This window comes from Pseudomonas sp. SM4, from assembly GCF_051913165.1.
GTDB lineage: Bacteria > Pseudomonadota > Gammaproteobacteria > Pseudomonadales > Pseudomonadaceae > Aquipseudomonas.
Genome location: NZ_JBODOE010000001.1, coordinates 391,944 through 409,532, shown reverse-complemented (window position 1 = coordinate 409,532; position 17,589 = coordinate 391,944). Strand labels below are relative to the sequence as shown.

Annotated in this window: 19 protein-coding genes and 3 pseudogenes; 7 read left to right on the top strand and 15 right to left on the bottom strand. The window is 59.1% G+C overall.

Translation table 11 applies throughout. The features are described 5' to 3' along the window. From ACQ4MY_RS01820 to xerD, 4 genes and pseudogenes are all read right to left on the bottom strand, one after another. Window positions 1-95, bottom strand: a pseudogene (locus tag ACQ4MY_RS01820) (tyrosine-type recombinase/integrase); the annotation flags it as partial. Window positions 96-295: 200 nt separating this feature from the next. Further along, window positions 296-421: pseudogene (locus tag ACQ4MY_RS01815) on the bottom strand (tyrosine-type recombinase/integrase); the annotation flags it as partial. Between the two features lie 198 nt (window positions 422-619). Beyond that, a pseudogene (locus ACQ4MY_RS01810) lies at window positions 620-745 on the bottom strand (tyrosine-type recombinase/integrase); the annotation flags it as partial. Window positions 746-945: 200 nt separating this feature from the next. Then, window positions 946-1,842 carry a site-specific tyrosine recombinase XerD gene (gene xerD, locus ACQ4MY_RS01805; RefSeq protein ID WP_440093400.1) on the bottom strand — a complete coding sequence of 299 codons (897 nt, stop codon included), beginning with the start codon at window positions 1,840-1,842 and terminating at the stop codon, window positions 946-948. 108 nt (window positions 1,843-1,950) lie between these two features. Here xerD and ACQ4MY_RS01800 point away from each other — a divergent pair, with 108 nt between their 5' ends. Beyond that, window positions 1,951-3,762, top strand: a complete 1,812-nt coding sequence (locus ACQ4MY_RS01800; RefSeq protein WP_440093398.1) for a cation:proton antiporter — start codon at window positions 1,951-1,953, stop codon at window positions 3,760-3,762. Window positions 3,763-3,876: 114 nt separating this feature from the next. Here ACQ4MY_RS01800 and ACQ4MY_RS01795 read toward each other — a convergent pair whose 3' ends face one another. The 6 genes from ACQ4MY_RS01795 to ffh all read right to left on the bottom strand — a co-directional run bounded on the left by ACQ4MY_RS01795 (window position 3,877) and on the right by ffh (window position 8,011). After that, window positions 3,877-4,290: an acyl-CoA thioesterase gene (locus ACQ4MY_RS01795; protein WP_008081627.1), complete on the bottom strand. Its 414-nt coding sequence runs from the start codon at window positions 4,288-4,290 to the stop codon at window positions 3,877-3,879. A gap of 148 nt (window positions 4,291-4,438) precedes the next feature. Beyond that, window positions 4,439-4,789: a 50S ribosomal protein L19 gene (rplS, locus tag ACQ4MY_RS01790; RefSeq protein ID WP_003175895.1), complete on the bottom strand. Its 351-nt coding sequence runs from the start codon at window positions 4,787-4,789 to the stop codon at window positions 4,439-4,441. A gap of 45 nt (window positions 4,790-4,834) precedes the next feature. Beyond that, window positions 4,835-5,587, bottom strand: coding sequence for a tRNA (guanosine(37)-N1)-methyltransferase TrmD (trmD, locus tag ACQ4MY_RS01785; protein ID WP_008081628.1), 753 nt, complete (start codon window positions 5,585-5,587; stop codon window positions 4,835-4,837). Window positions 5,588-5,589: 2 nt separating this feature from the next. Continuing rightward, entirely contained in the window at window positions 5,590-6,126 is a 537-nt protein-coding gene (gene rimM / locus ACQ4MY_RS01780) for a ribosome maturation factor RimM (protein ID WP_160056093.1), read from the bottom strand. A 5-nt stretch (window positions 6,127-6,131) separates the two neighbouring features. After that, window positions 6,132-6,383, bottom strand: coding sequence for a 30S ribosomal protein S16 (gene rpsP, locus ACQ4MY_RS01775; RefSeq protein ID WP_003185073.1), 252 nt, complete (start codon window positions 6,381-6,383; stop codon window positions 6,132-6,134). Window positions 6,384-6,634: 251 nt separating this feature from the next. Continuing rightward, entirely contained in the window at window positions 6,635-8,011 is a 1,377-nt protein-coding gene (ffh, locus tag ACQ4MY_RS01770; protein WP_008081630.1) for a signal recognition particle protein, read from the bottom strand. Between the two features lie 210 nt (window positions 8,012-8,221). Here ffh and ACQ4MY_RS01765 point away from each other — a divergent pair, with 210 nt between their 5' ends. The 3 genes from ACQ4MY_RS01765 to ACQ4MY_RS01755 all read left to right on the top strand — a co-directional run bounded on the left by ACQ4MY_RS01765 (window position 8,222) and on the right by ACQ4MY_RS01755 (window position 11,901). Continuing rightward, window positions 8,222-9,034, top strand: coding sequence for a cytochrome C assembly family protein (locus tag ACQ4MY_RS01765; protein WP_008081632.1), 813 nt, complete (start codon window positions 8,222-8,224; stop codon window positions 9,032-9,034). Window positions 9,035-9,046: 12 nt separating this feature from the next. Continuing rightward, window positions 9,047-10,288, top strand: coding sequence for a transporter associated domain-containing protein (locus ACQ4MY_RS01760; RefSeq protein ID WP_008081634.1), 1,242 nt, complete (start codon window positions 9,047-9,049; stop codon window positions 10,286-10,288). Between the two features lie 296 nt (window positions 10,289-10,584). After that, window positions 10,585-11,901 carry an MFS transporter gene (locus ACQ4MY_RS01755; protein WP_440093396.1) on the top strand — a complete coding sequence of 439 codons (1,317 nt, stop codon included), beginning with the start codon at window positions 10,585-10,587 and terminating at the stop codon, window positions 11,899-11,901. Window positions 11,902-12,014: 113 nt separating this feature from the next. Here ACQ4MY_RS01755 and purT read toward each other — a convergent pair whose 3' ends face one another. The 5 genes from purT to ACQ4MY_RS01730 form a co-directional block, all read right to left on the bottom strand. Continuing rightward, window positions 12,015-13,196, bottom strand: a complete 1,182-nt coding sequence (gene purT, locus ACQ4MY_RS01750) for a formate-dependent phosphoribosylglycinamide formyltransferase (protein WP_007908992.1) — start codon at window positions 13,194-13,196, stop codon at window positions 12,015-12,017. Between the two features lie 100 nt (window positions 13,197-13,296). Then, window positions 13,297-13,764 carry a preQ0 transporter gene (locus ACQ4MY_RS01745; protein WP_440093395.1) on the bottom strand — a complete coding sequence of 156 codons (468 nt, stop codon included), beginning with the start codon at window positions 13,762-13,764 and terminating at the stop codon, window positions 13,297-13,299. 136 nt (window positions 13,765-13,900) lie between these two features. Beyond that, window positions 13,901-14,116 carry a DUF1289 domain-containing protein gene (locus ACQ4MY_RS01740; RefSeq protein ID WP_440093393.1) on the bottom strand — a complete coding sequence of 72 codons (216 nt, stop codon included), beginning with the start codon at window positions 14,114-14,116 and terminating at the stop codon, window positions 13,901-13,903. Beyond that, window positions 14,113-14,637 (bottom strand): gamma carbonic anhydrase family protein, encoded by a 525-nt coding sequence (locus ACQ4MY_RS01735; RefSeq protein ID WP_007954617.1) that lies wholly within the window; start codon window positions 14,635-14,637, stop codon window positions 14,113-14,115. The genes ACQ4MY_RS01740 and ACQ4MY_RS01735 overlap by 4 nt, the downstream gene beginning before the upstream one ends. 45 nt (window positions 14,638-14,682) lie before the next feature. After that, window positions 14,683-15,282 carry a CoA pyrophosphatase gene (locus ACQ4MY_RS01730; RefSeq protein WP_400755683.1) on the bottom strand — a complete coding sequence of 200 codons (600 nt, stop codon included), beginning with the start codon at window positions 15,280-15,282 and terminating at the stop codon, window positions 14,683-14,685. Window positions 15,283-15,429: 147 nt separating this feature from the next. On the opposite strand from ACQ4MY_RS01730, the gene ACQ4MY_RS01725 reads away from it, so the two are divergent. The 3 genes from ACQ4MY_RS01725 (at window position 15,430) to ACQ4MY_RS01715 (ending at window position 17,589) form a co-directional block, all read left to right on the top strand. Next, the gene (locus ACQ4MY_RS01725) at window positions 15,430-15,984 is read left to right on the top strand and encodes an NUDIX hydrolase (protein ID WP_008081648.1); all 555 of its coding nucleotides are present in this window, start codon (window positions 15,430-15,432) and stop codon (window positions 15,982-15,984) included. Window positions 15,985-16,058: 74 nt separating this feature from the next. Beyond that, window positions 16,059-16,574, top strand: coding sequence for a L,D-transpeptidase family protein (locus tag ACQ4MY_RS01720; protein ID WP_008081650.1), 516 nt, complete (start codon window positions 16,059-16,061; stop codon window positions 16,572-16,574). Between the two features lie 283 nt (window positions 16,575-16,857). After that, window positions 16,858-17,589, top strand: coding sequence for a GntR family transcriptional regulator (locus ACQ4MY_RS01715; RefSeq protein ID WP_440093390.1), 732 nt, complete (start codon window positions 16,858-16,860; stop codon window positions 17,587-17,589).

The window sequence follows — 17,589 nt, the reverse complement described above, 5'->3', positions numbered from 1 at the left end:
TCTTGCAGGCGGGCGCGGGCGACGTGGGTATAGATTTGCGTGGTGGAGAGGTCGCTGTGGCCGAGCAGCATCTGCACCACGCGCAACGCACTGCCTCTGCAACTGATACCCCCATATGTGACTGACACACATTATTGTGGTGAGGGGATTTATCCCCGCTGGGTTGCGAAGCAGCCCCAAAACCATCCCCCCAATCTATCAGTCAAACCGAGCAGCCCAAGATGGGGGCCGCTGCGCAGCCCGTCGGGGATGAATCCCCTCACCACAGGTAAGTATTTCAAACAAAGGAGATGTGTCAGCCGCGCGGGTGGTGTTTGGCGTGCAGCTCTTGCAGGCGGGCGCGGGCGACGTGGGTATAGATTTGCGTGGTGGAGAGGTCGCTGTGGCCGAGCAGCATCTGCACCACGCGCAACGCACTGCCTCTGCAACTGCTACACCCCTATGTGACTGACACACATTATTGTGGCGAGGGGATTTATCCCCGCTGGGTTGCGAAGCAGCCCCAAAACCATCCCCCAATCTATCAGTCAAACCGAGCAGCCCAAGATGGGGGCCGCTGCGCAGCCCGTCGGGGATAAATCCCCTCACCACAGGTTAGTGTTCCAACATTAGAGATGTGTCAGCTGCGCGGGTTGTGTTTGGCGTGCAGCTCTTGCAGGCGGGCGCGGCCGACGTGGGTATAGATTTGCGTGGTGGAGAGGTCGCTGTGGCCGAGCAGCATCTGCAACACACGCAACGCACTGCCTCTGCAACTGCTACACCCCTATGTGACTGACACACATTATTGTGGTGAGGGGATTTATCCCCGCTGGGTTGCGAAGCAGCCCCAAAACCATCCCCCCAATCTATCAGTCAAACCGAGCAGCCCAAGATGGGGGCCGCTGCGCAGCCCGTCGGGGATGAATCCCCTCACCACAGGTAAGTATTTCAAACAAAGGGGATGTGTCAGCCGCGAGGGTGGTGTTTGGCGTGCAGCTCTTGCAGGCGGGCGCGAGCGACGTGGGTGTAGATTTGCGTGGTGGAGAGGTCGCTGTGGCCGAGCAGCATCTGCACCACGCGCAGGTCGGCGCCATGGTTGAGCAGGTGCGTGGCGAACGCATGACGCAAGGTGTGCGGCGACAACGACTTGCCAATCCCCGCGACCTTGGCCTGATGCTTGATCCGGTGCCAGAACGTCTGCCGGGTCATCTGTTCGCCGCGTTGACTGGGAAACAGCACATCACTGGGCCGCCCGCCGAGCAGTTCGCCGCGCCCATCGCGCATGTAGCGCTCGATCCAGACAATCGCCTCCTCGCCCATCGGCACCAGCCGCTCCTTGCTGCCCTTGCCCATCACCCGCAATACGCCCTGACGCAAATTGACTTGCTCCAGCGTCAGGCTGACCAGTTCGGTCACGCGCAAACCGCATGCATACAGCACTTCGAGCATGGCGCGGTCACGCTGACCAATCGCTTCGCTCAAGTCCGGCGCCTGCAACAGCGCCTCCACGTCAGCTTCTGACAGCGATTTGGGTAATGGCCTACCCAGTTGCGGCATGTCGACACGTAACGTCGGGTCGACGCTGATCATCTTTTCCCGCAACAGATAGCGATAAAAGCCACGCACACCGGAGAGAAATCTCGCCGTGGAACGCGGTTTGTAGTTTTGCTCAAGGCGCCAGGCCAAATGATCAAGGATCAGCTCACGCCCGGCGTTGATCAGCTCGAGGTTTTTCTCCTGCAACCAGCCATTGAACAGGGCGAGATCGCTGCGGTAAGCGCCGCGCGTGTTGTCGGACAGGCCCTTCTCAAGCCACAGAGCGTCGAGGAATTGGTCAATCAGTGGATGGTCGATGGCAGGCATGGGCGCTCAAGACACACAGCCTCAAGGGCTGTGCGCAAATGTAGAGTGAACTGTAGGAATGGGCGCTAGTCTTTCATAGCCCGCTACTTCAAGGAACAGGGAGCATCAATGAACGAGCAGCAAATTCTATTGGCATTTGGCGGGATTGGTGCGGCGGCGCTGGGGTGCCAATGGCTGGCCTGGCGCCTGAAGTTGCCGGCAATTCTGTTTCTGTTGCTGACCGGCATTCTGGTCGGCCCGGTGCTGGGCTGGCTCGATCCACAGGAAATGTTTGGCCCATTGCTGATGCCGCTGGTGTCACTGGCGGTGGCGCTGATTCTGTTCGAGGGCAGTCTGACGCTGCACCTGTCGGAATGGAAAGAGATCGGCAGCGTCGTCCATCGACTGGTGACCATTGGCGCGATCTCGACCTGGATCGTCATCGCGGTCGCCACACATTTTCTGCTCGGCTTCGACTGGATGCTGGCCATCCTTTTCGGCAGCCTGACGCTGGTCACCGGCCCGACCGTGATCGTGCCGATGCTGCGCGTGGTGCGACCGAAAGCCTCGATCGCCAATATTCTGCGCTGGGAAGGCATCGTCATCGACCCGATCGGCGCCCTCCTCGCCGTGGTGGTTTACAGCTTCATCATTGCCAGCGCTGAAGGCCATGGTCTGAAACAAAGCCTGTTCACCTTTGGCGGCGTGATCGTCTGTGGCGCGGTGTTCGGGATTGTTGGCGGCTGGCTGCTCGGCACGGTGATCCGCCGGCAGTGGCTGCCGGAGTATCTGCATAACCTCGCGTCGTTGGCGGCGGTGTTGGGGATTTTCATTGCTTCGAACACCGTGATGCACGAGTCGGGACTGTTGGCGGTGACGCTGATGGGCATGTGGCTGGCGAACATGAAGGGCGTGGATGTGCGGCACATCCTGCACTTCAAGGAAAACCTCAGCGTGCTGCTGATTTCCGGCCTGTTCATTTTGCTCGCGGCGCGCCTGGATCTGTATGCGTTGATCGGGCTGGGGCCGCTGGTGCTGATTCTGTTGCTGGTGATTCAGTTGATCGCCCGGCCGTTGAACGTATTGCTCAGCACGGCCGGTTCCAGCCTGAGTTGGCGTGAGCGTGCGTTGCTGTGCTGGATTGCACCACGCGGGATCGTCGCGGCGGCGGTGTCGGCGATTTTTGCGATTCGCCTGCATGAGGCCGGGCATGAAGGTGCCTTGCTGCTGGTGCCGCTGACGTTTGCGGTGATCATCGGCACGGTGGTGCTGCAAAGCGCGACCGCACGACCACTTGCACGGCTATTGAAGGTTGCCGAGCCGGCGCCGAGCGGTTTCCTGATCGTTGGTGCGAACGGTCCGGCGCGGGAGCTGGGGAAGTCGCTGCAGCAACTGGGTAGCCGCGTGCTGCTGACCGATTCGAGCTGGGAAAACATTCGCGCGGCGCGCATGGAAGGTTTGCCCACGTACTTCGGCAACCCGGCCTCGCAGCACGCCGATGCGCATCTGGATCTGGTCGGGTTGGGGCATTTGCTGGCGCTGTCGCCTTCGGGTGAACTCAATACTCTGGCGGCGATGCGCTTTCGGCATGACTTCGGACATCAGCGTTTGTTCGGGTTGGCCAGTGGGCACGAGAGTCGGCGCAGCGATAAACATCGGGCGAGCCTGGAACATCGGGGTAATCAATTGGGCAGCGAGGCGTTTACCTACGCGAAACTGGCCAGCCAGATGGGCCAAGGGTCTGAATTGTATAGCACGACGTTGACCGATGGTTTTGGCTGGGAAGATTACCGGGCGCTGCATGGCAATCGTGCGATGTTGCTGTTTATGCGCGATGACAGCGGTTGGGTGCATGTGGTGACGCCGGAGACGGCGGTGAAGCCTGGGGCGGGCTGGACGTTGCTGGCGTTGATTCAGCCTGAGACCAGCGGCGCCGCATAAATCGAATCGCGGGCAAGCCCGCTCCCACAATGTCCGTGTCGTGCATAAAAGTTGTGAACGACACAAAACCTGTGGGAGCGGGCTTGCCCGCGATGGCCGCGACTCGGTTTCAGATCAGGCTGCAAAACCCGGCAGCACCGGCACCGGCCGCTTGTCGTCATCGATCGCAACAAAGCTGAACTGCCCATGAATGGCCTTCTCGCGGCCATCACAGCTCATGCTCTCGACAAAGACTTCCACCTCGACCTTGAGGCTGGTGTTGCCGACCTTGATCACCTTCCCAACCAGCTCGACGATGGACCCGGCCGGGATCGCGTGATTGAAGTCGATGCGATCGGTGGACACGGTCACCAATGGCAGACGGCAGAAGCGTGTCGCGGTGATGAAGGAGACTTCGTCCATCCACGCCAGCGCAGTGCCGCCGAACAGGGTGTTGTGGTGGTTGGTGGTCGGCGGGAAGACGGCTTTGGTGACGCGGGTCACCGAGAGTTCGGTGCGGCGTTGGATTTCCTGGTCGCGGGTAGACATGTGAGATGACTCGTAAAACGTAGACTGCAAATCGAAAACAGGATCAAAAGATCGCAGCCTTCGGCAGCTCCTAAAGGATGGGGGCAGTTTATTGCAGGCAACAAAAAAGCAGCCCGTAGGCTGCTTTTTACTGCATCGGAAGCTGGACTTAAGCCAGTTTTTCCTTGATGCGAGCTGCTTTACCCGACAGGTCGCGCAGGTAGTACAGCTTGGCTTTACGTACGTCACCGCGACGTTTAACAGCCATGCTGTCGATCTGCGGGGAGTAGGTCTGGAAAGTACGTTCTACGCCAACACCGTTGGAGATTTTACGAACGGTGAACGCACTGTTCACGCCGCGGTTACGCTTGGCGATTACAACGCCTTCGAACGCTTGCAGACGGGAACGATCGCCTTCCTTCACTTTCACCTGAACGACAATAGTGTCGCCTGGGGCGAAGGTAGGGATTTCTTTGGTCATCTGCTCTGCTTCGAGTGCAAGGATGATTTTGTTGGTCATGCTGTGCTCCTAAGGTAAATCGTTTGATCTACCATCGATACGTTGTTAACTATCGTCCCGCTCGCGGATGTATTCCTCGAGCAGCTTCTTCTCTTCTCCAGAAAGCGAGCGGCTTTCCAGAAGATCGGCGCGTCGTTCAAAGGTCCTACCAAGGGACTGCTGTAAACGCCAACGCCGGATATGCGCGTGGTTGCCACTCAGCAACACGTCGGGTACACGCTGATCCGCATACACCTCAGGTCGGGTGTAGTGCGGGCAATCCAGCAGACCATCCGTAAAGGAATCTTCCTCGGCGGAGTCCGCATGCCCTAAAGCTCCAGGCAGCAGTCGTGTAACCGCATCGATCAGGACCATGGCCGGCAGCTCGCCGCCAGACAGTACATAGTCGCCAATCGACCACTCTTCATCGACATGAGCTTCAATAAAACGCTCATCAATGCCTTCATAGCGGCCGGCAATCAGGATCAATGCATCCGATTGTGCCAACTCGCGTACCGCCGACTGAGTCAGTTGACGGCCTTGGGGGGACAGGTAAATCACCTTCGCCGCCTCCCCGGCTGCTGCCTTGGCCTGAACCAGAGCATCTTCCAGGGGCTTGATCTTCATCACCATGCCCGGACCACCGCCAAACGGGCGATCGTCCACAGTGTGATGCCGATCCGTCGTGTAATCCCGCGGGTTCCAACAGGTCAGCTGCAAGAGCCCCTGTTTGACCGCTCGACTGGTGATGCCGTAGTCGCCGATGGCGGAAAACATTTCGGGAAACAAACTGATCACTTCTACGCGCAAGTTAGCCACGCTTAGAAGTCCGCGTCCCAATCCACCTTCATCTCGCCCGCGGCCAGATCGACTGCCAACACACATTGCGCCGTATAGGGCAACAAGCGTTCGCGATCATCCAGGCTGCCAGCGCAAGGCTTGACGACCATTACATCATTGGCGCCGGTTTCCAGAAGATGATCGACTTTCCCGAGCAATTGCCCCAGTTGATCGATGACCTTCAGACCTTCCAGCTGGTACCAGTAGTACTCGCCGTCGGTCAATTCAGGGAACAGGTTGCGCGGCACGCAGATCTCATAACCGGCCAGAAGACGAGCTTCTTCACGATCATCAAGACCCTTGAGCTTTGCGACCAGGAACTTATCGCTCCCGCGTCCACTGACCAGCTCGACCTGTTTGACATTGCCTTCGCGCTTGAGCGTCCAGGTTTTGTACTGCAACAGGTTTTCAGTCGGATCAGTAAAGGAATAAACCTTCACTTCGCCGCGAACGCCATGAACAGAATAAATTTTGCCAATAACGATCAAATCATCGGCAACAGCAGGCGTCGCGTTCATATTGCTCAGGCCGCAGCCTTTGCAGATTCCTTCAGCAACTGAGCAACACGCTCAGAAGGCTGTGCACCAACGCTCAGCCAGTAGGCTACGCGCTCTTGGTTCACGGACAGACGGATTTCCTGACCACGGGCAACAGGGTTGAAGAAACCAACCTGTTCTTTGTGGGAGCCGTCACGCGGGTTACGCGAGTCGGTTACGGTCAGGTGGTAAAACGGGCGCTTTTTGGAGCCGCCAAGGGCAAGACGGATTGTTAGCATGTGAACATCGTTCCTGTAGTCGGTGCTGCAAATCTAAATGCACAGCGGGCATGGGTGCCCGAAAGGCCGCATATTCTAAGGAATATCCGGACTTTTGCAAATGACTTTTTCCGGCGCCTATGGCATGCCGTGCAGATCTGCATATAGAGCCGTCGATGAAAACGGCCGGTCAGCTCCCGCCAAGTGCGGGTTTGCTGTTGATCCTGCGTCCTTGCAGGGTCTGCGCCGGTGCGACGACCGGCGCGGATTCTTTACATTTTCGGCATGCCGCCGCCGGGCAACATTCCGCCCATGCCGCGCATCATTTTCGCCATTCCGCCTTTGGCGGTGAATTTCTTCATCATCTTCTGCATCTGCTTGTGCTGCTTGATCAAGCGACCGATGTCCTGCACCTGAGTGCCGGAACCCATGGCGATCCGGCGTTTGCGCGAACCGCTGATCAGCTCAGGGTCGCGGCGCTCGGCCGGGGTCATGGAATTGATGATGGCTTCCATCTGTTTGAATTGCTTCTCTGCGGCGTTTTGGGCATTGCCCATTTGCGACAGGTTGACGCCGCCGATGCTCGGCAGTTTGTCCATGAGGCCGCCGAGGCCGCCCATGTTCTTCATCTGTTGCAGCTGATCGCGGAAGTCTTCGAGGTCGAAGCCCTTGCCCTTCTTCAGCTTCTTGGCCAGTTTGTCGGCCTTGTCTTTATCGAGGGTCGCTTCGGCCTGTTCGATCAGGCTGAGCACGTCGCCCATGCCGAGAATCCGCGAGGCAATACGTTCAGGGTGGAACGGATCGAGCGCTTCGCTCTTCTCGCCCATACCGATGAACTTGATCGGCTTGCCGGTGATCGCGCGCACCGACAGGGCGGCACCGCCACGGGCGTCGCCGTCGACCTTGGTCAGGATCACACCGGTCAGCGGCAGCGCATCACCGAAGGCCTTGGCCGTGTTGGCCGCATCCTGACCGGTCATGGCGTCGACCACGAACAGGGTTTCGACCGGGTTGATCGCGGCGTGCAGTGCCTTGATCTCGCCCATCATCTCTTCGTCGATGTGCAGACGACCGGCGGTATCGACGATGACCACGTCGATGAATTTCAGTTTGGCTTCTTTAATAGCTGCGGTGGCGATGTCGACCGGCTTCTGGCTCAAGTCGGACGGGAAGAACGTCACGCCGATGTCGTTGGCCAGGGTTTCCAGCTGTTTAATAGCGGCCGGGCGATAAACGTCCGCCGACACGACCATGACCGACTTCTTCTTGCGCTCCTTAAGGAAGCGCGCAAGTTTACCGGCGGTGGTGGTTTTACCGGCGCCCTGCAGACCGGCCATCAGAATGACGGCTGGCGGTACGGCGCTCAGGTTCAAATCTTCGTTGGCCGCGCCCATCAGGCTTTCGAGCTCAGCCTGGACGATCTTCACGAACGCCTGGCCCGGCGTCAGGCTGCGCGACACCTCGGTGCCGACAGCGCGCTCCTTGACCGAATTGACGAAGTCCTTGACCACCGGCAGGGCGACGTCGGCTTCGAGCAACGCCATGCGCACTTCACGCAGGGTGTCTTTGATATTGTCCTCGGTCAGCTTCGCCTTGCCGGTGACATGGCGCAGCGTCTGCGAGAGACGGTCGGTTAAGTTTTCAAACATTGCGCGATCCTTTCAGGCCCTGTGTAGACCGGGATAATGGCGGCCCAGACCGGAATCAACATGTGCTCGGCGAGCCTGCGGCGTGGGCAGGTCGCGGATTATAGCGAAGACTGCGGCTGGCGGACACCTCGCTGTCAGCTTCCTGAGTCTTTCGTGTCGTGGCGGTTCTATGCCAAACTCAGCCCCTTTCGGGCTTGCCTAACAGGATTTATGCTCCCCTTGTCACCCAGTTTGCTGACCACCCTCGCCGCCGCCCTTCTATATGCCGCTGCGACCCTTTATCAGAGCACCCGCTTGGCCACTGGCGCCAAGGCGAACAAGCGCCTGCTGGTTGGCCTCGGCGTTTTCGCCGTGGTGGCCCACGCTGCCAGCCTGCTCACGCATTTGCTGACGCCGATTGGTCTGGGTCTGGATTTCTTCAGCGCTTCCAGCCTGATCGCCGCAGCGGTGATCGCCCTGACGCTGATCGCCTGCTCGCGCATTCCGGTGGAAAACCTGCTGGTGCTGCTGTTCCCGCTGGGCGCGATCACCGTGCTGCTGGCGCAGTTCGCGCCGACCGGCACGGTGCAGATCATCGATGAAGAGCCGGGCATCCTCGCGCACATTCTGTTGTCGATCCTCGCCTACGGCATGTTCACCATTGCGGTGTTCCAGGCCTTGCTGCTGCTGGTGCAAGACCACCAGCTCAAGCACAAGCACCCGTCCGGGCTGATCAAGAACTTCCCGCCGCTGCAAACCATGGAAAGCCTGTTGTTCGGTTTCCTCTGGGCCGGCTGGACGCTGCTGTCGCTGTCGCTGATTTCCGGATGGCTGTTCGTCGAGAACCTGTTCGCCCAGCACCTGGTGCACAAGACTCTGTTGGCGTGCCTCGCCTGGATCGTCTTCAGCGTGTTGCTGTGGGGCCGCAACCGTCTCGGCTGGCGCGGTCACAAGGCGATTCGCTGGACCCTCGCCGGTTTCTGCCTGCTGATGTTGGCGTATTTCGGCAGCAAACTGGTTCGTGAATACATTCTGCACATCTGACGGGCGGCATAAATGGACGGTTTGCCCATAGGGCCGATGCTCGCGGTATTTGTCCTGCTGATTTTATGGTCAGGGCTGTTTACCGCCGTCGAAATCGCGCAGCAGCACCTGCTCGCACAACGCACTGCCTCGCGCGCCAGCGATAAACCGCTGGCGAAGCTGAGCTTCCCGCTCGACAGCCTGATCCTCTGCAACACCTTGTGCCGAGCCCTCGCCGTGATCATCGCGACGCTGCTGGCGATTTTCCTTTGCGAAGAAGACGGCCCGTGGGCCGCCTGCCTCGGTGCCGGGGCAATTCTGCTGGTGTTCGCCGATTACTTCCCGCGCACGGTCGCTCAACGTTATCCCGACGCGGTGCTGACGTTCGGCAATACCTTGCTGGCGGTGCCGCTGAAGATTGTTTATCCACTGGCCTGGCTGTTCAGCCGCGCCAGCAGCCTGCTGATCCGCCCGTTCGCGCGCAAACCGCAAGTGGTACAGCAGAGCGACGATGACGCGCCCAGCGATCGTCGTGATGATCCCGAGCATCCTGTTCACGCGCACCCGGTTTCGGGGATACATGCGCTGGACAACATCACCGTTAACGACATTCTGGTACCGCGCAGCGATGTCGACGGCATCAACCTCGACGACTCGATTGAAGAGATCATCGAGCAACTGCGCCACAACAAGCGCACGCGCCTGCCGGTGTTCCACAGCGACATCAATCAGGTTGAAGCGGTACTCAATACCCGGCAGATCCGTCATCTGTTGAACAATGGCGATCTGACTATCGAGGCGCTGTTGGCGGCGAGTTATGAGCCGTATTTCGTTCCGGAAAGTACGCCACTGCAACTGCAACTGCTGAACTTTCATAAGCAACAGCGGCGGCTGGGCATGGTCGTCGACGAGTACGGCGAAGTGCTTGGCATCGTTACCCTGGAAGATATTCTCGAAGAAATCGTCGGCGAGTTCGAAAGCGAGCACAGCCTCGATAACCCGCATATTCATCCGCAGGCGGATGGGCGGATGGTGATCGATGGCACCGCGTCGATTCGTGAATTGAACAAGTGCCTGGGCTGGCACTTGCCGAGCGATGGGCCGAAAACGCTGAATGGCTTGGTGACCGAGGCGTTGGAAACGATTCCTGAGAGCGCGGTGTGCTTGAAGATCGGGCGCTATCGGCTGGAGATTCTTGAGACTGAAGAGAACCGGGTGAGCAAGGTGCTGATCTGGCATACCTCGTCTGTGCCTGCTTTGCTGCCTGCCCGATAAAAGATCGCAGCCTTCGGCAGCTCCTACATTTGAAATGCGTTCCCATGTAGGAGCTGCCGAAGGCTGCGATCTTTTTGCTCTTGTTTGATCGTTAGCCCCCTTCCTATAATCGGATCAGCTTACCCAAGCTACGCCGGCCCTCGTGCTTACCCCGCACACAACAGGTTTCGGCCATTTCCGCTGCACTCCGGCGACTGTTCCTACCTGAAACAGCGACCGCGCCTCATCCCACATCCCTGGGTGTTCGACCATAATAATTCGCTCCAACGGAGCTCATGACTGTCAGGGATCACCGCATGACGACCAGTACCGCTTACAGCGACACCGCGCCTGCCCAACCAACCAACTCCGCCACCCGCGTGGCGACGGCGAGTTTTATCGGCACCGCGATCGAGTTCTACGACTTCTATGTTTACGCCACGGCGGCCGCGCTGGTGATCGGGCCGGTGTTCTTTCCGCAGACGTCCGGCACCGCGCAGATGCTCTCGGCGTTTCTTACTTTCGGTATCGCCTTCCTTGCCCGACCGCTGGGCTCGGCGCTGTTCGGCCACTTCGGTGACCGTATCGGGCGCAAGTCGACGCTGGTCGCATCCTTGCTGTTGATGGGCGTATGTACAACGCTGATTGGCGTGCTGCCGGGTTACGCCACCATCGGCGCGTGGGCACCGATTCTATTGTGCGTGCTGCGTTTTGGTCAGGGCCTGGGATTGGGCGGCGAATGGGGCGGTGCCGCCCTGCTCGCCACGGAAAACGCACCGAAGGGCAAACGCGCGTGGTTCGGCATGTTTCCGCAGCTCGGCCCTTCGATTGGCTTTCTCGCGGCCAACGGTTTGTTTCTGACTCTGGCCATGACCCTCGATGATGAGCAATTTCGCAGCTGGGGCTGGCGGATTCCGTTTCTGCTCAGCGCGGTGCTGGTGATGGTCGGCTTGTACGTGCGCTTGAAACTGCATGAAACGCCGGTATTCGCCAATGCCATCGCGCGTCAGGAGCGGGTGAAAGTGCCGCTGGTCGAGCTGTTCAGCCAGTATTGGGCACCGACCTTGTTGGGCGCAGCGGCGATGGTGGTGTGTTACGCGCTGTTCTACATCTCGACGGTGTTCTCCCTCAGCTATGGGGTTTCCACGCTCGGTTATAGCCGCGAGACATTCCTTGGGCTGCTGTGTTTTGCCGTGCTGTTCATGGCCGCGGCTACACTGTTGTCAGCTTGGGCGAGCGACCGTTATGGGCGCAAACCGGTGCTGATCATCGGTGGCGTGCTGGCGATTCTGTCGGGGTTTTTGATGGAACCATTGCTGACGCAAGGTTCGACCTGGGGCGTGGCGCTGTTTCTGTGCATCGAGCTGTTTTTGATGGGCGTGACGTTTGCACCGATGGGCGCACTGTTGCCGGAGCTATTTCCGACCCACGTGCGTTATACCGGTGCTTCAGCGGCGTATAACCTGGGCGGGATTGTCGGGGCCTCGGCGGCGCCGTTCTTTGCGCAGAAACTGGTGGCGATGGGTGGTTTGAGTTATGTCGGCGGGTATGTGTCGGGGGCGGCGGTGCTGAGTTTGATTGCGGTGCTGTGTCTGAAAGAGACGCGGGATAACGATCTGAATCAGGTTGCCTGACAGATCGCTATCGCGGGCAAGCCCGCTCCCACAGGGTTTTCTGTTGATCACAATTTTTGTGTACGACAAAAAACCTGTGGGAGCGGGCTTGCCCGCGATGGACGCGACTCGGTTTAGAGTTCTACGACAACAGCCTGAGCAGCACGGGTCGCCTTGGCACGCGCTGCCTCGATCGACTCATCCCGCGCCAACGCCACACCCATGCGGCGCTGACCATTCACTTCCGGCTTGCCAAACAGGCGCAATGCCGTATCCGGCTCGCTCAACGCAGCGCCGAGATTGGCGAATGCAGTCTGCGTCGACTGCCCTTCCACCAGAATCACCGCCGAAGCCGAAGGCCCGAACTGACGAATCAACGGCACCGGCAAGCCCAGAATCGCGCGAGCGTGCAAGGCGAACTGCGACAGATCCTGGGAAATCAACGTGACCAGACCGGTGTCATGCGGACGCGGCGAGACTTCGCTGAACCATACCTGATCACCTTTGATGAACAGCTCAACACCGAACAGACCACGGCCACCCAGCGCTTCAGTCACCGCTTTGGCAACGCGCTCGGATTCAGCCAGGGCAATCGGGCTCATGGCTTGTGGTTGCCAGGATTCCTGGTAGTCGCCCTTCTCCTGACGGTGACCGACCGGCGCACAGAACGTGGTGCCGCCGATATGGCGCACGGTCAGCAGGGTGATTTCGTAGTCGAAATCGATAAAGCCTTCGATGATCACCCGACCTTTGCCGGCGCGACCGCCCTCTTGCGCGTAATCCCAGGCTTTCTGCACGTCATCTGTGCTGCGCAGCAGGCTCTGGCCTTTGCCCGACGAGCTCATCACCGGTTTGACGACACAAGGGAAACCCAGGTCTTCAACAGCTTTGCTGTAGTCCTCGAAGGTGTCGGCAAAGTGGTAAGGCGAGGTCGGCAGGTCCAGCTCTTCAGCGGCCAGACGACGGATGCCTTCGCGGTTCATGGTCAGTTGCGCAGCGCGCGCGGTCGGGATCACGGTGAAGCCTTCGGCTTCCAGTTCAACCAGAGTGGCGGTGGCGATGGCTTCGATTTCCGGCACGATGAAGTGCGGCTTCTCGGCTTCGATCACCGCACGCAGAGCGGCGCCGTCGAGCATGTTGATCACGTGGCTGCGATGGGCAACTTGCATGGCCGGCGCGTTGGCGTAACGGTCGACGGCGATCACTTCAACGCCCAGGCGTTGCAGCTCGATCACCACTTCCTTGCCCAACTCACCACAGCCACACAGCAATACGCGGGTCGCGGTTGGCGACAATGGAGTTCCGATACGGGTCATCTCAGGTCCTCAAAGAAGCGGATCATCGAGGAAAGCAACGCCAGCCGCGCTTTCCATGGGGAGAAAGCGCGGCATTTTACATGAACCCGAGGGTTTGGCTTCAGCCGGCGACGGTCTGTTTGCGATCGCGCCAGGCCATGATCAGCCAGACAGCCGTGACACCCGCGAATTTCGACAGCAGCGCGGTGATGATCACCGGCGGCGTCAACAGGTCGATCATGCCGAAAAAGATGAAGGTGTCGAGGGGGATGCTCAGTGCCGAACTGATCCACAAGCGGTCGCGCAATGGCCGTTTGGTGATGCTGAACACCAGCCAGTCGATGCACTCGGAAACCGCGAACGCCGTGGCGCTGGCCAATGCGATGGAAGGGTCGGAGGTGACGTAAGACAGTACCAACGCTGCCAGCATCGCCGCGATCGCCCCGTGGCCGAAACGGATTTGCACCATGTCGCGCAGCACGAACACCAGACCGCCCCAGGCCGACCAGATGATGTCCAGGTGCGGCGCGGTAGAGAAGGCGAAATTGATCAACACGACGCTGCTGATGTAGGCGATGAGGAAAATCATGGAGGCGACCTGGCAGATTGGCGCACAGATTACTTCAGCCAAAGGAGAATCAAAAGATCGCAGCCTGCGGCAGCTCCTACAAGGGAACGCATTTCAAATGTAGGAGCTGCCGAAGGCTGCGATCTTTTGCTCTTCGCTACTTGTTCGGGGTCGACCCAATCATCCACACCAAACCACTCGCCTTCGCCCGCTCATGACACAACCCCAACACCACCCGGCGCTCATCATTGGTCATGCGACCCCAACGGGTAATCTCTTCCACCGTACGCTGGCAGCCAGTACAAATATCCTCCTCATCCAGCGCACAAATATTCACGCAAGGCGAGGCAACCGGTCTTTCTGGCGTGTTCATTCTTCCTGCTCAACCAGATCGCGCGCGTAACGCTGCGAGTTATGCACATAGTGGGCGGCGCTGGCCTCAAGCATCTTCTTCTGCGGCTCGGTCAGTTCACGCACAACCTTGCCCGGCGAGCCCATCACCAGCGAACCATCAGGAATTTCCTTGCCCTCGCCGATCAGCGAGTTGGCGCCGATGATGCAGTTCTTGCCGATCTTCGCACCGTTGAGAATCACCGCGTTGATGCCGATCAGACTGTAATCGCCCACGGTGCAGCCATGCAGCATCGCATTGTGGCCGATGGTCACACCGGTGCCGATGGTCAGCGGATAGCCCATGTCGGTGTGCATCACGGTGCCGTCCTGCACATTACTGTTCTTGCCGATCAGGATCAGTTCGTTGTCGCCACGCAGCACGGCGTTGAACCAGACGTTGGCGCCCTCTTCCAGTTTGACCTTGCCCACCAGCACGGCATTGGGGGCGACCCAGCTCTGCGGGTGAGTCTCGACACGGGCGTCGCCCAAGCGGTATTTCATCTTGTTTTCCTCAGGGCTCACGGTGATGGCCATTCGAACGATGGCTTACGTGCCAATAAAGCTTTTCGGCGGTTGGTGCAGACTGATCTTGGCGTCATAAAGCAGATTGATCAACTCGACGATCATGATCGCCGTCAGGCCCCAGATCTTGAAGTCGCCATAGCGGTAGCTCGGCACGTACCAGCTGCGACCTTGATAGTCGATGCGATGGGTGTGTTCGCGAGGGTCCTTGCGGAAAAATTCCAGCGGTACGCTGAACACCGCGGCGATCTCGGCATCATTGGGCTGATACTCGACGAAATCGGGAATCACACCGACATAAGGCGTGACCTTGATGCCATGCAGAGAGATCAGCGGGCTGAGCGGGCCGATCACTTCGACCAGTCCCGGCGGCAGGCCGATCTCTTCCTCTGCTTCGCGCAGGGCGGTGAAGATCAGATCCGGGTCTTCGGGATCGCGGCGTCCACCGGGGAAAGCCACTTCGCCGCCATGGGTCGAGAGCCCGCTGGCGCGCAGGGTCAGGACCAGTTCCGGTTGGTCACTGCGGGTGATCGGCACCAGAACGGCGGCCTCGGGGAAACGTTTGTCGGTCTCCAGCGTGCGCGGTGTGTGGTTGCTTACCCTATGCAGTAGCTCGTCCAGCATGAGTGTTCTCGATCAGTGCCTTACCCTGCATCATGCACCAATCATTGCAGCCGCCCAAGCCCCCGAATCTCGCCATGTCGCGAAACGACAACTTGCCGACCGACACCGCTGCACGCCAAGATAGGCGCAGCATTCAGGAAGCCCAGCATGAAATTTTGCAGCCACTGCGGTAACCCGGTCACCCAGCGCATTCCCGAAGGCGATTCGCGGCTGCGATTTGTCTGTGACAGCTGTCAGACCATTCACTATCAGAACCCCAATATTGTCGCCGGTTGCGTGCCGACCTGGGGCACGAAAGTGTTGCTCTGCCGTCGCGCCATCGAACCGCGCCTCGGTTATTGGACGCTGCCCGCCGGTTTCATGGAGAACGGCGAGACCATCGAACAGGCCGCGATCCGCGAAACCGCCGAGGAAGCCTGCGCCCGCGTGCGTAATCTGAGCATCTATACGCTGATCGATGTGCCACACATCAGTCAGGTGCATGTGTTCTTCCGCGCAGAGCTGGTTGATCTGGACTTTGCCGCCGGCCCCGAGAGCCTTGAAGTGCAACTATTCGACGAAGCCGACATTCCATGGGATGAGCTGGCTTTCAGGACGGTGGGGCGTACCTTAGAATGCTTCTTTGCTGATCGGCGGGTTGAGGTGTATCCGGTGCGTTCGGAATCGATTCCGCCGTTGGTGCAGCCGGTCATTGTTGGTTAGAAGATCAAAAGATCGCAGCCTGCGGCAGCTCCTACACAACACTTATCTGCGTCACTCCTTGGGGAATCGTTTCAATGCGCTGGTTGCTTGCCCTGTTCTGCCTGTCGTTCGTCAGCGTCTCCCAAGCGTCCTTCGTGACCACCGTGACGCCGGCGAATACCCCGCTTATCGAGAAAGTTCTGGTGCTCAAATCGGCGCATCAACTGCAGTTGATTGCCGACGGCAAGCCGCTGAAGACCTATCGCATCTCCCTGGGCAAGGGCGCGAAAAAAGGCCCGAAGCTGATTGAAGGCGACAAACGCACACCGGAAGGTTTCTATTGGATCGACTGGCGCAAGACCAGCGACAAATTCAACCTGTCGATGCACATTTCCTATCCGAACATCAGCGACTCCGCCCGCGCCCGGCGTGAAGGCGTCGAGCCTGGCGGGATGATCATGATCCACGGCACGCCGGATTCCGAAGAAACCCCGGAAGACCTGTTCCACACCCTCGACTGGACGGACGGCTGCGTCGCCATGCGCAACGTTGACATGCGCGAAGTGTGGAGCCTGGTGCCGGATGGCACGATGGTTGAAATCCGCCCTTAACGATCAACCACTGGTCACCTGCAAAAAAATAAATCAAAAGATCGCAGCCTGCGGCAGCTCCTACAGAGGTGATACCACTTCCCACTGTAGGAGCTGCCGCAGGCTGCGATCTTTTGCTTTTCAGCCTCCAGCTCTAATACCACTTCAGACCACCCCCTCTCAAAGCCCCGACATTAGCGGGCTACAGGCCATTTCACTGCGTTGACATGGTATTCAAGTGGTATTAGCTTTCGCCCGACAACCGAATCAAAACAATCCTACATCGGTGCCGGAAACGAACTACATGAATGACCTCCAGGCCTTACGCCCCGACGACACTCAACCGACACCGTTGTACCTGCAACTGGCGCGCAACCTTGAAGCCGCGATCCACTCGGGGCAGTGGAAGTCCGAGCAGGCGATGCCCTCGGAACGCAATCTCAGCGAGTTGCTCGGCATCTCCCGCGTCACCGCGCGCAAAGCCCTCGAAGTCCTCCTTGATCAAGGGCTGATCCGCCGCCTGCAAGGTTCCGGCACCTTCATCACCCCACGCCTCGAACAACCGCTGTCGCGCCTGTCCGGTTTCAGCGAGATGCTGCGTTTGAAAGGCTTCGTGCCCAGCTCGCAATGGCTGGAACGCGAAATCACCCTGCCGACCCACGAAGAATTGATCCGCCTCAGCCTGTCGCCGAACGACAAGGTCGCGCGCATGAAACGTCTGCGCAAAGCCGATGACACGGTGATGGCCATCGAGATGAGCACCCTGCCCGCCTCGATCATGCCCAAGCCACAACTGGTCGGCGATTCGCTCTACGAATACCTCGACGGCATCGGCAAACCGATCGTCCGCGCCTTGCAGCACATTCAGGCGATCAACGCCTCGGACGAATTCGCCGCGCTGGTCGGCATCGCCCCCGGCACCGCCATGCTGCTGATGACCCGGGTCGGCTACCTCGAAGACAACACGCCGATCGAAGTCACCGACACCTATTGCCGCAACGACTACTACGACTTTGTTGCAGAGCTTCGCCGTTAA

Coding starts and splice junctions, on each gene's coding strand:
- xerD (WP_440093400.1), bottom strand. CDS start 1,842: ATGCCTGCCATCGACCATCCACTGATTGACCAATTCCTCGACGCTCTG.
- ACQ4MY_RS01800 (WP_440093398.1), top strand. CDS start 1,951: ATGAACGAGCAGCAAATTCTATTGGCATTTGGCGGGATTGGTGCGGCG.
- ACQ4MY_RS01795 (WP_008081627.1), bottom strand. CDS start 4,290: ATGTCTACCCGCGACCAGGAAATCCAACGCCGCACCGAACTCTCGGTG.
- rplS (WP_003175895.1), bottom strand. CDS start 4,789: ATGACCAACAAAATCATCCTTGCACTCGAAGCAGAGCAGATGACCAAA.
- rimM (WP_160056093.1), bottom strand. CDS start 6,126: ATGAACGCGACGCCTGCTGTTGCCGATGATTTGATCGTTATTGGCAAA.
- rpsP (WP_003185073.1), bottom strand. CDS start 6,383: ATGCTAACAATCCGTCTTGCCCTTGGCGGCTCCAAAAAGCGCCCGTTT.
- ffh (WP_008081630.1), bottom strand. CDS start 8,011: ATGTTTGAAAACTTAACCGACCGTCTCTCGCAGACGCTGCGCCATGTC.
- ACQ4MY_RS01765 (WP_008081632.1), top strand. CDS start 8,222: ATGCTCCCCTTGTCACCCAGTTTGCTGACCACCCTCGCCGCCGCCCTT.
- ACQ4MY_RS01760 (WP_008081634.1), top strand. CDS start 9,047: ATGGACGGTTTGCCCATAGGGCCGATGCTCGCGGTATTTGTCCTGCTG.
- ACQ4MY_RS01755 (WP_440093396.1), top strand. CDS start 10,585: ATGACGACCAGTACCGCTTACAGCGACACCGCGCCTGCCCAACCAACC.
- purT (WP_007908992.1), bottom strand. CDS start 13,196: ATGACCCGTATCGGAACTCCATTGTCGCCAACCGCGACCCGCGTATTG.
- ACQ4MY_RS01745 (WP_440093395.1), bottom strand. CDS start 13,764: ATGATTTTCCTCATCGCCTACATCAGCAGCGTCGTGTTGATCAATTTC.
- ACQ4MY_RS01740 (WP_440093393.1), bottom strand. CDS start 14,116: ATGAACACGCCAGAAAGACCGGTTGCCTCGCCTTGCGTGAATATTTGT.
- ACQ4MY_RS01735 (WP_007954617.1), bottom strand. CDS start 14,637: ATGAAATACCGCTTGGGCGACGCCCGTGTCGAGACTCACCCGCAGAGC.
- ACQ4MY_RS01730 (WP_400755683.1), bottom strand. CDS start 15,282: ATGCTGGACGAGCTACTGCATAGGGTAAGCAACCACACACCGCGCACG.
- ACQ4MY_RS01725 (WP_008081648.1), top strand. CDS start 15,430: ATGAAATTTTGCAGCCACTGCGGTAACCCGGTCACCCAGCGCATTCCC.
- ACQ4MY_RS01720 (WP_008081650.1), top strand. CDS start 16,059: ATGCGCTGGTTGCTTGCCCTGTTCTGCCTGTCGTTCGTCAGCGTCTCC.
- ACQ4MY_RS01715 (WP_440093390.1), top strand. CDS start 16,858: ATGAATGACCTCCAGGCCTTACGCCCCGACGACACTCAACCGACACCG.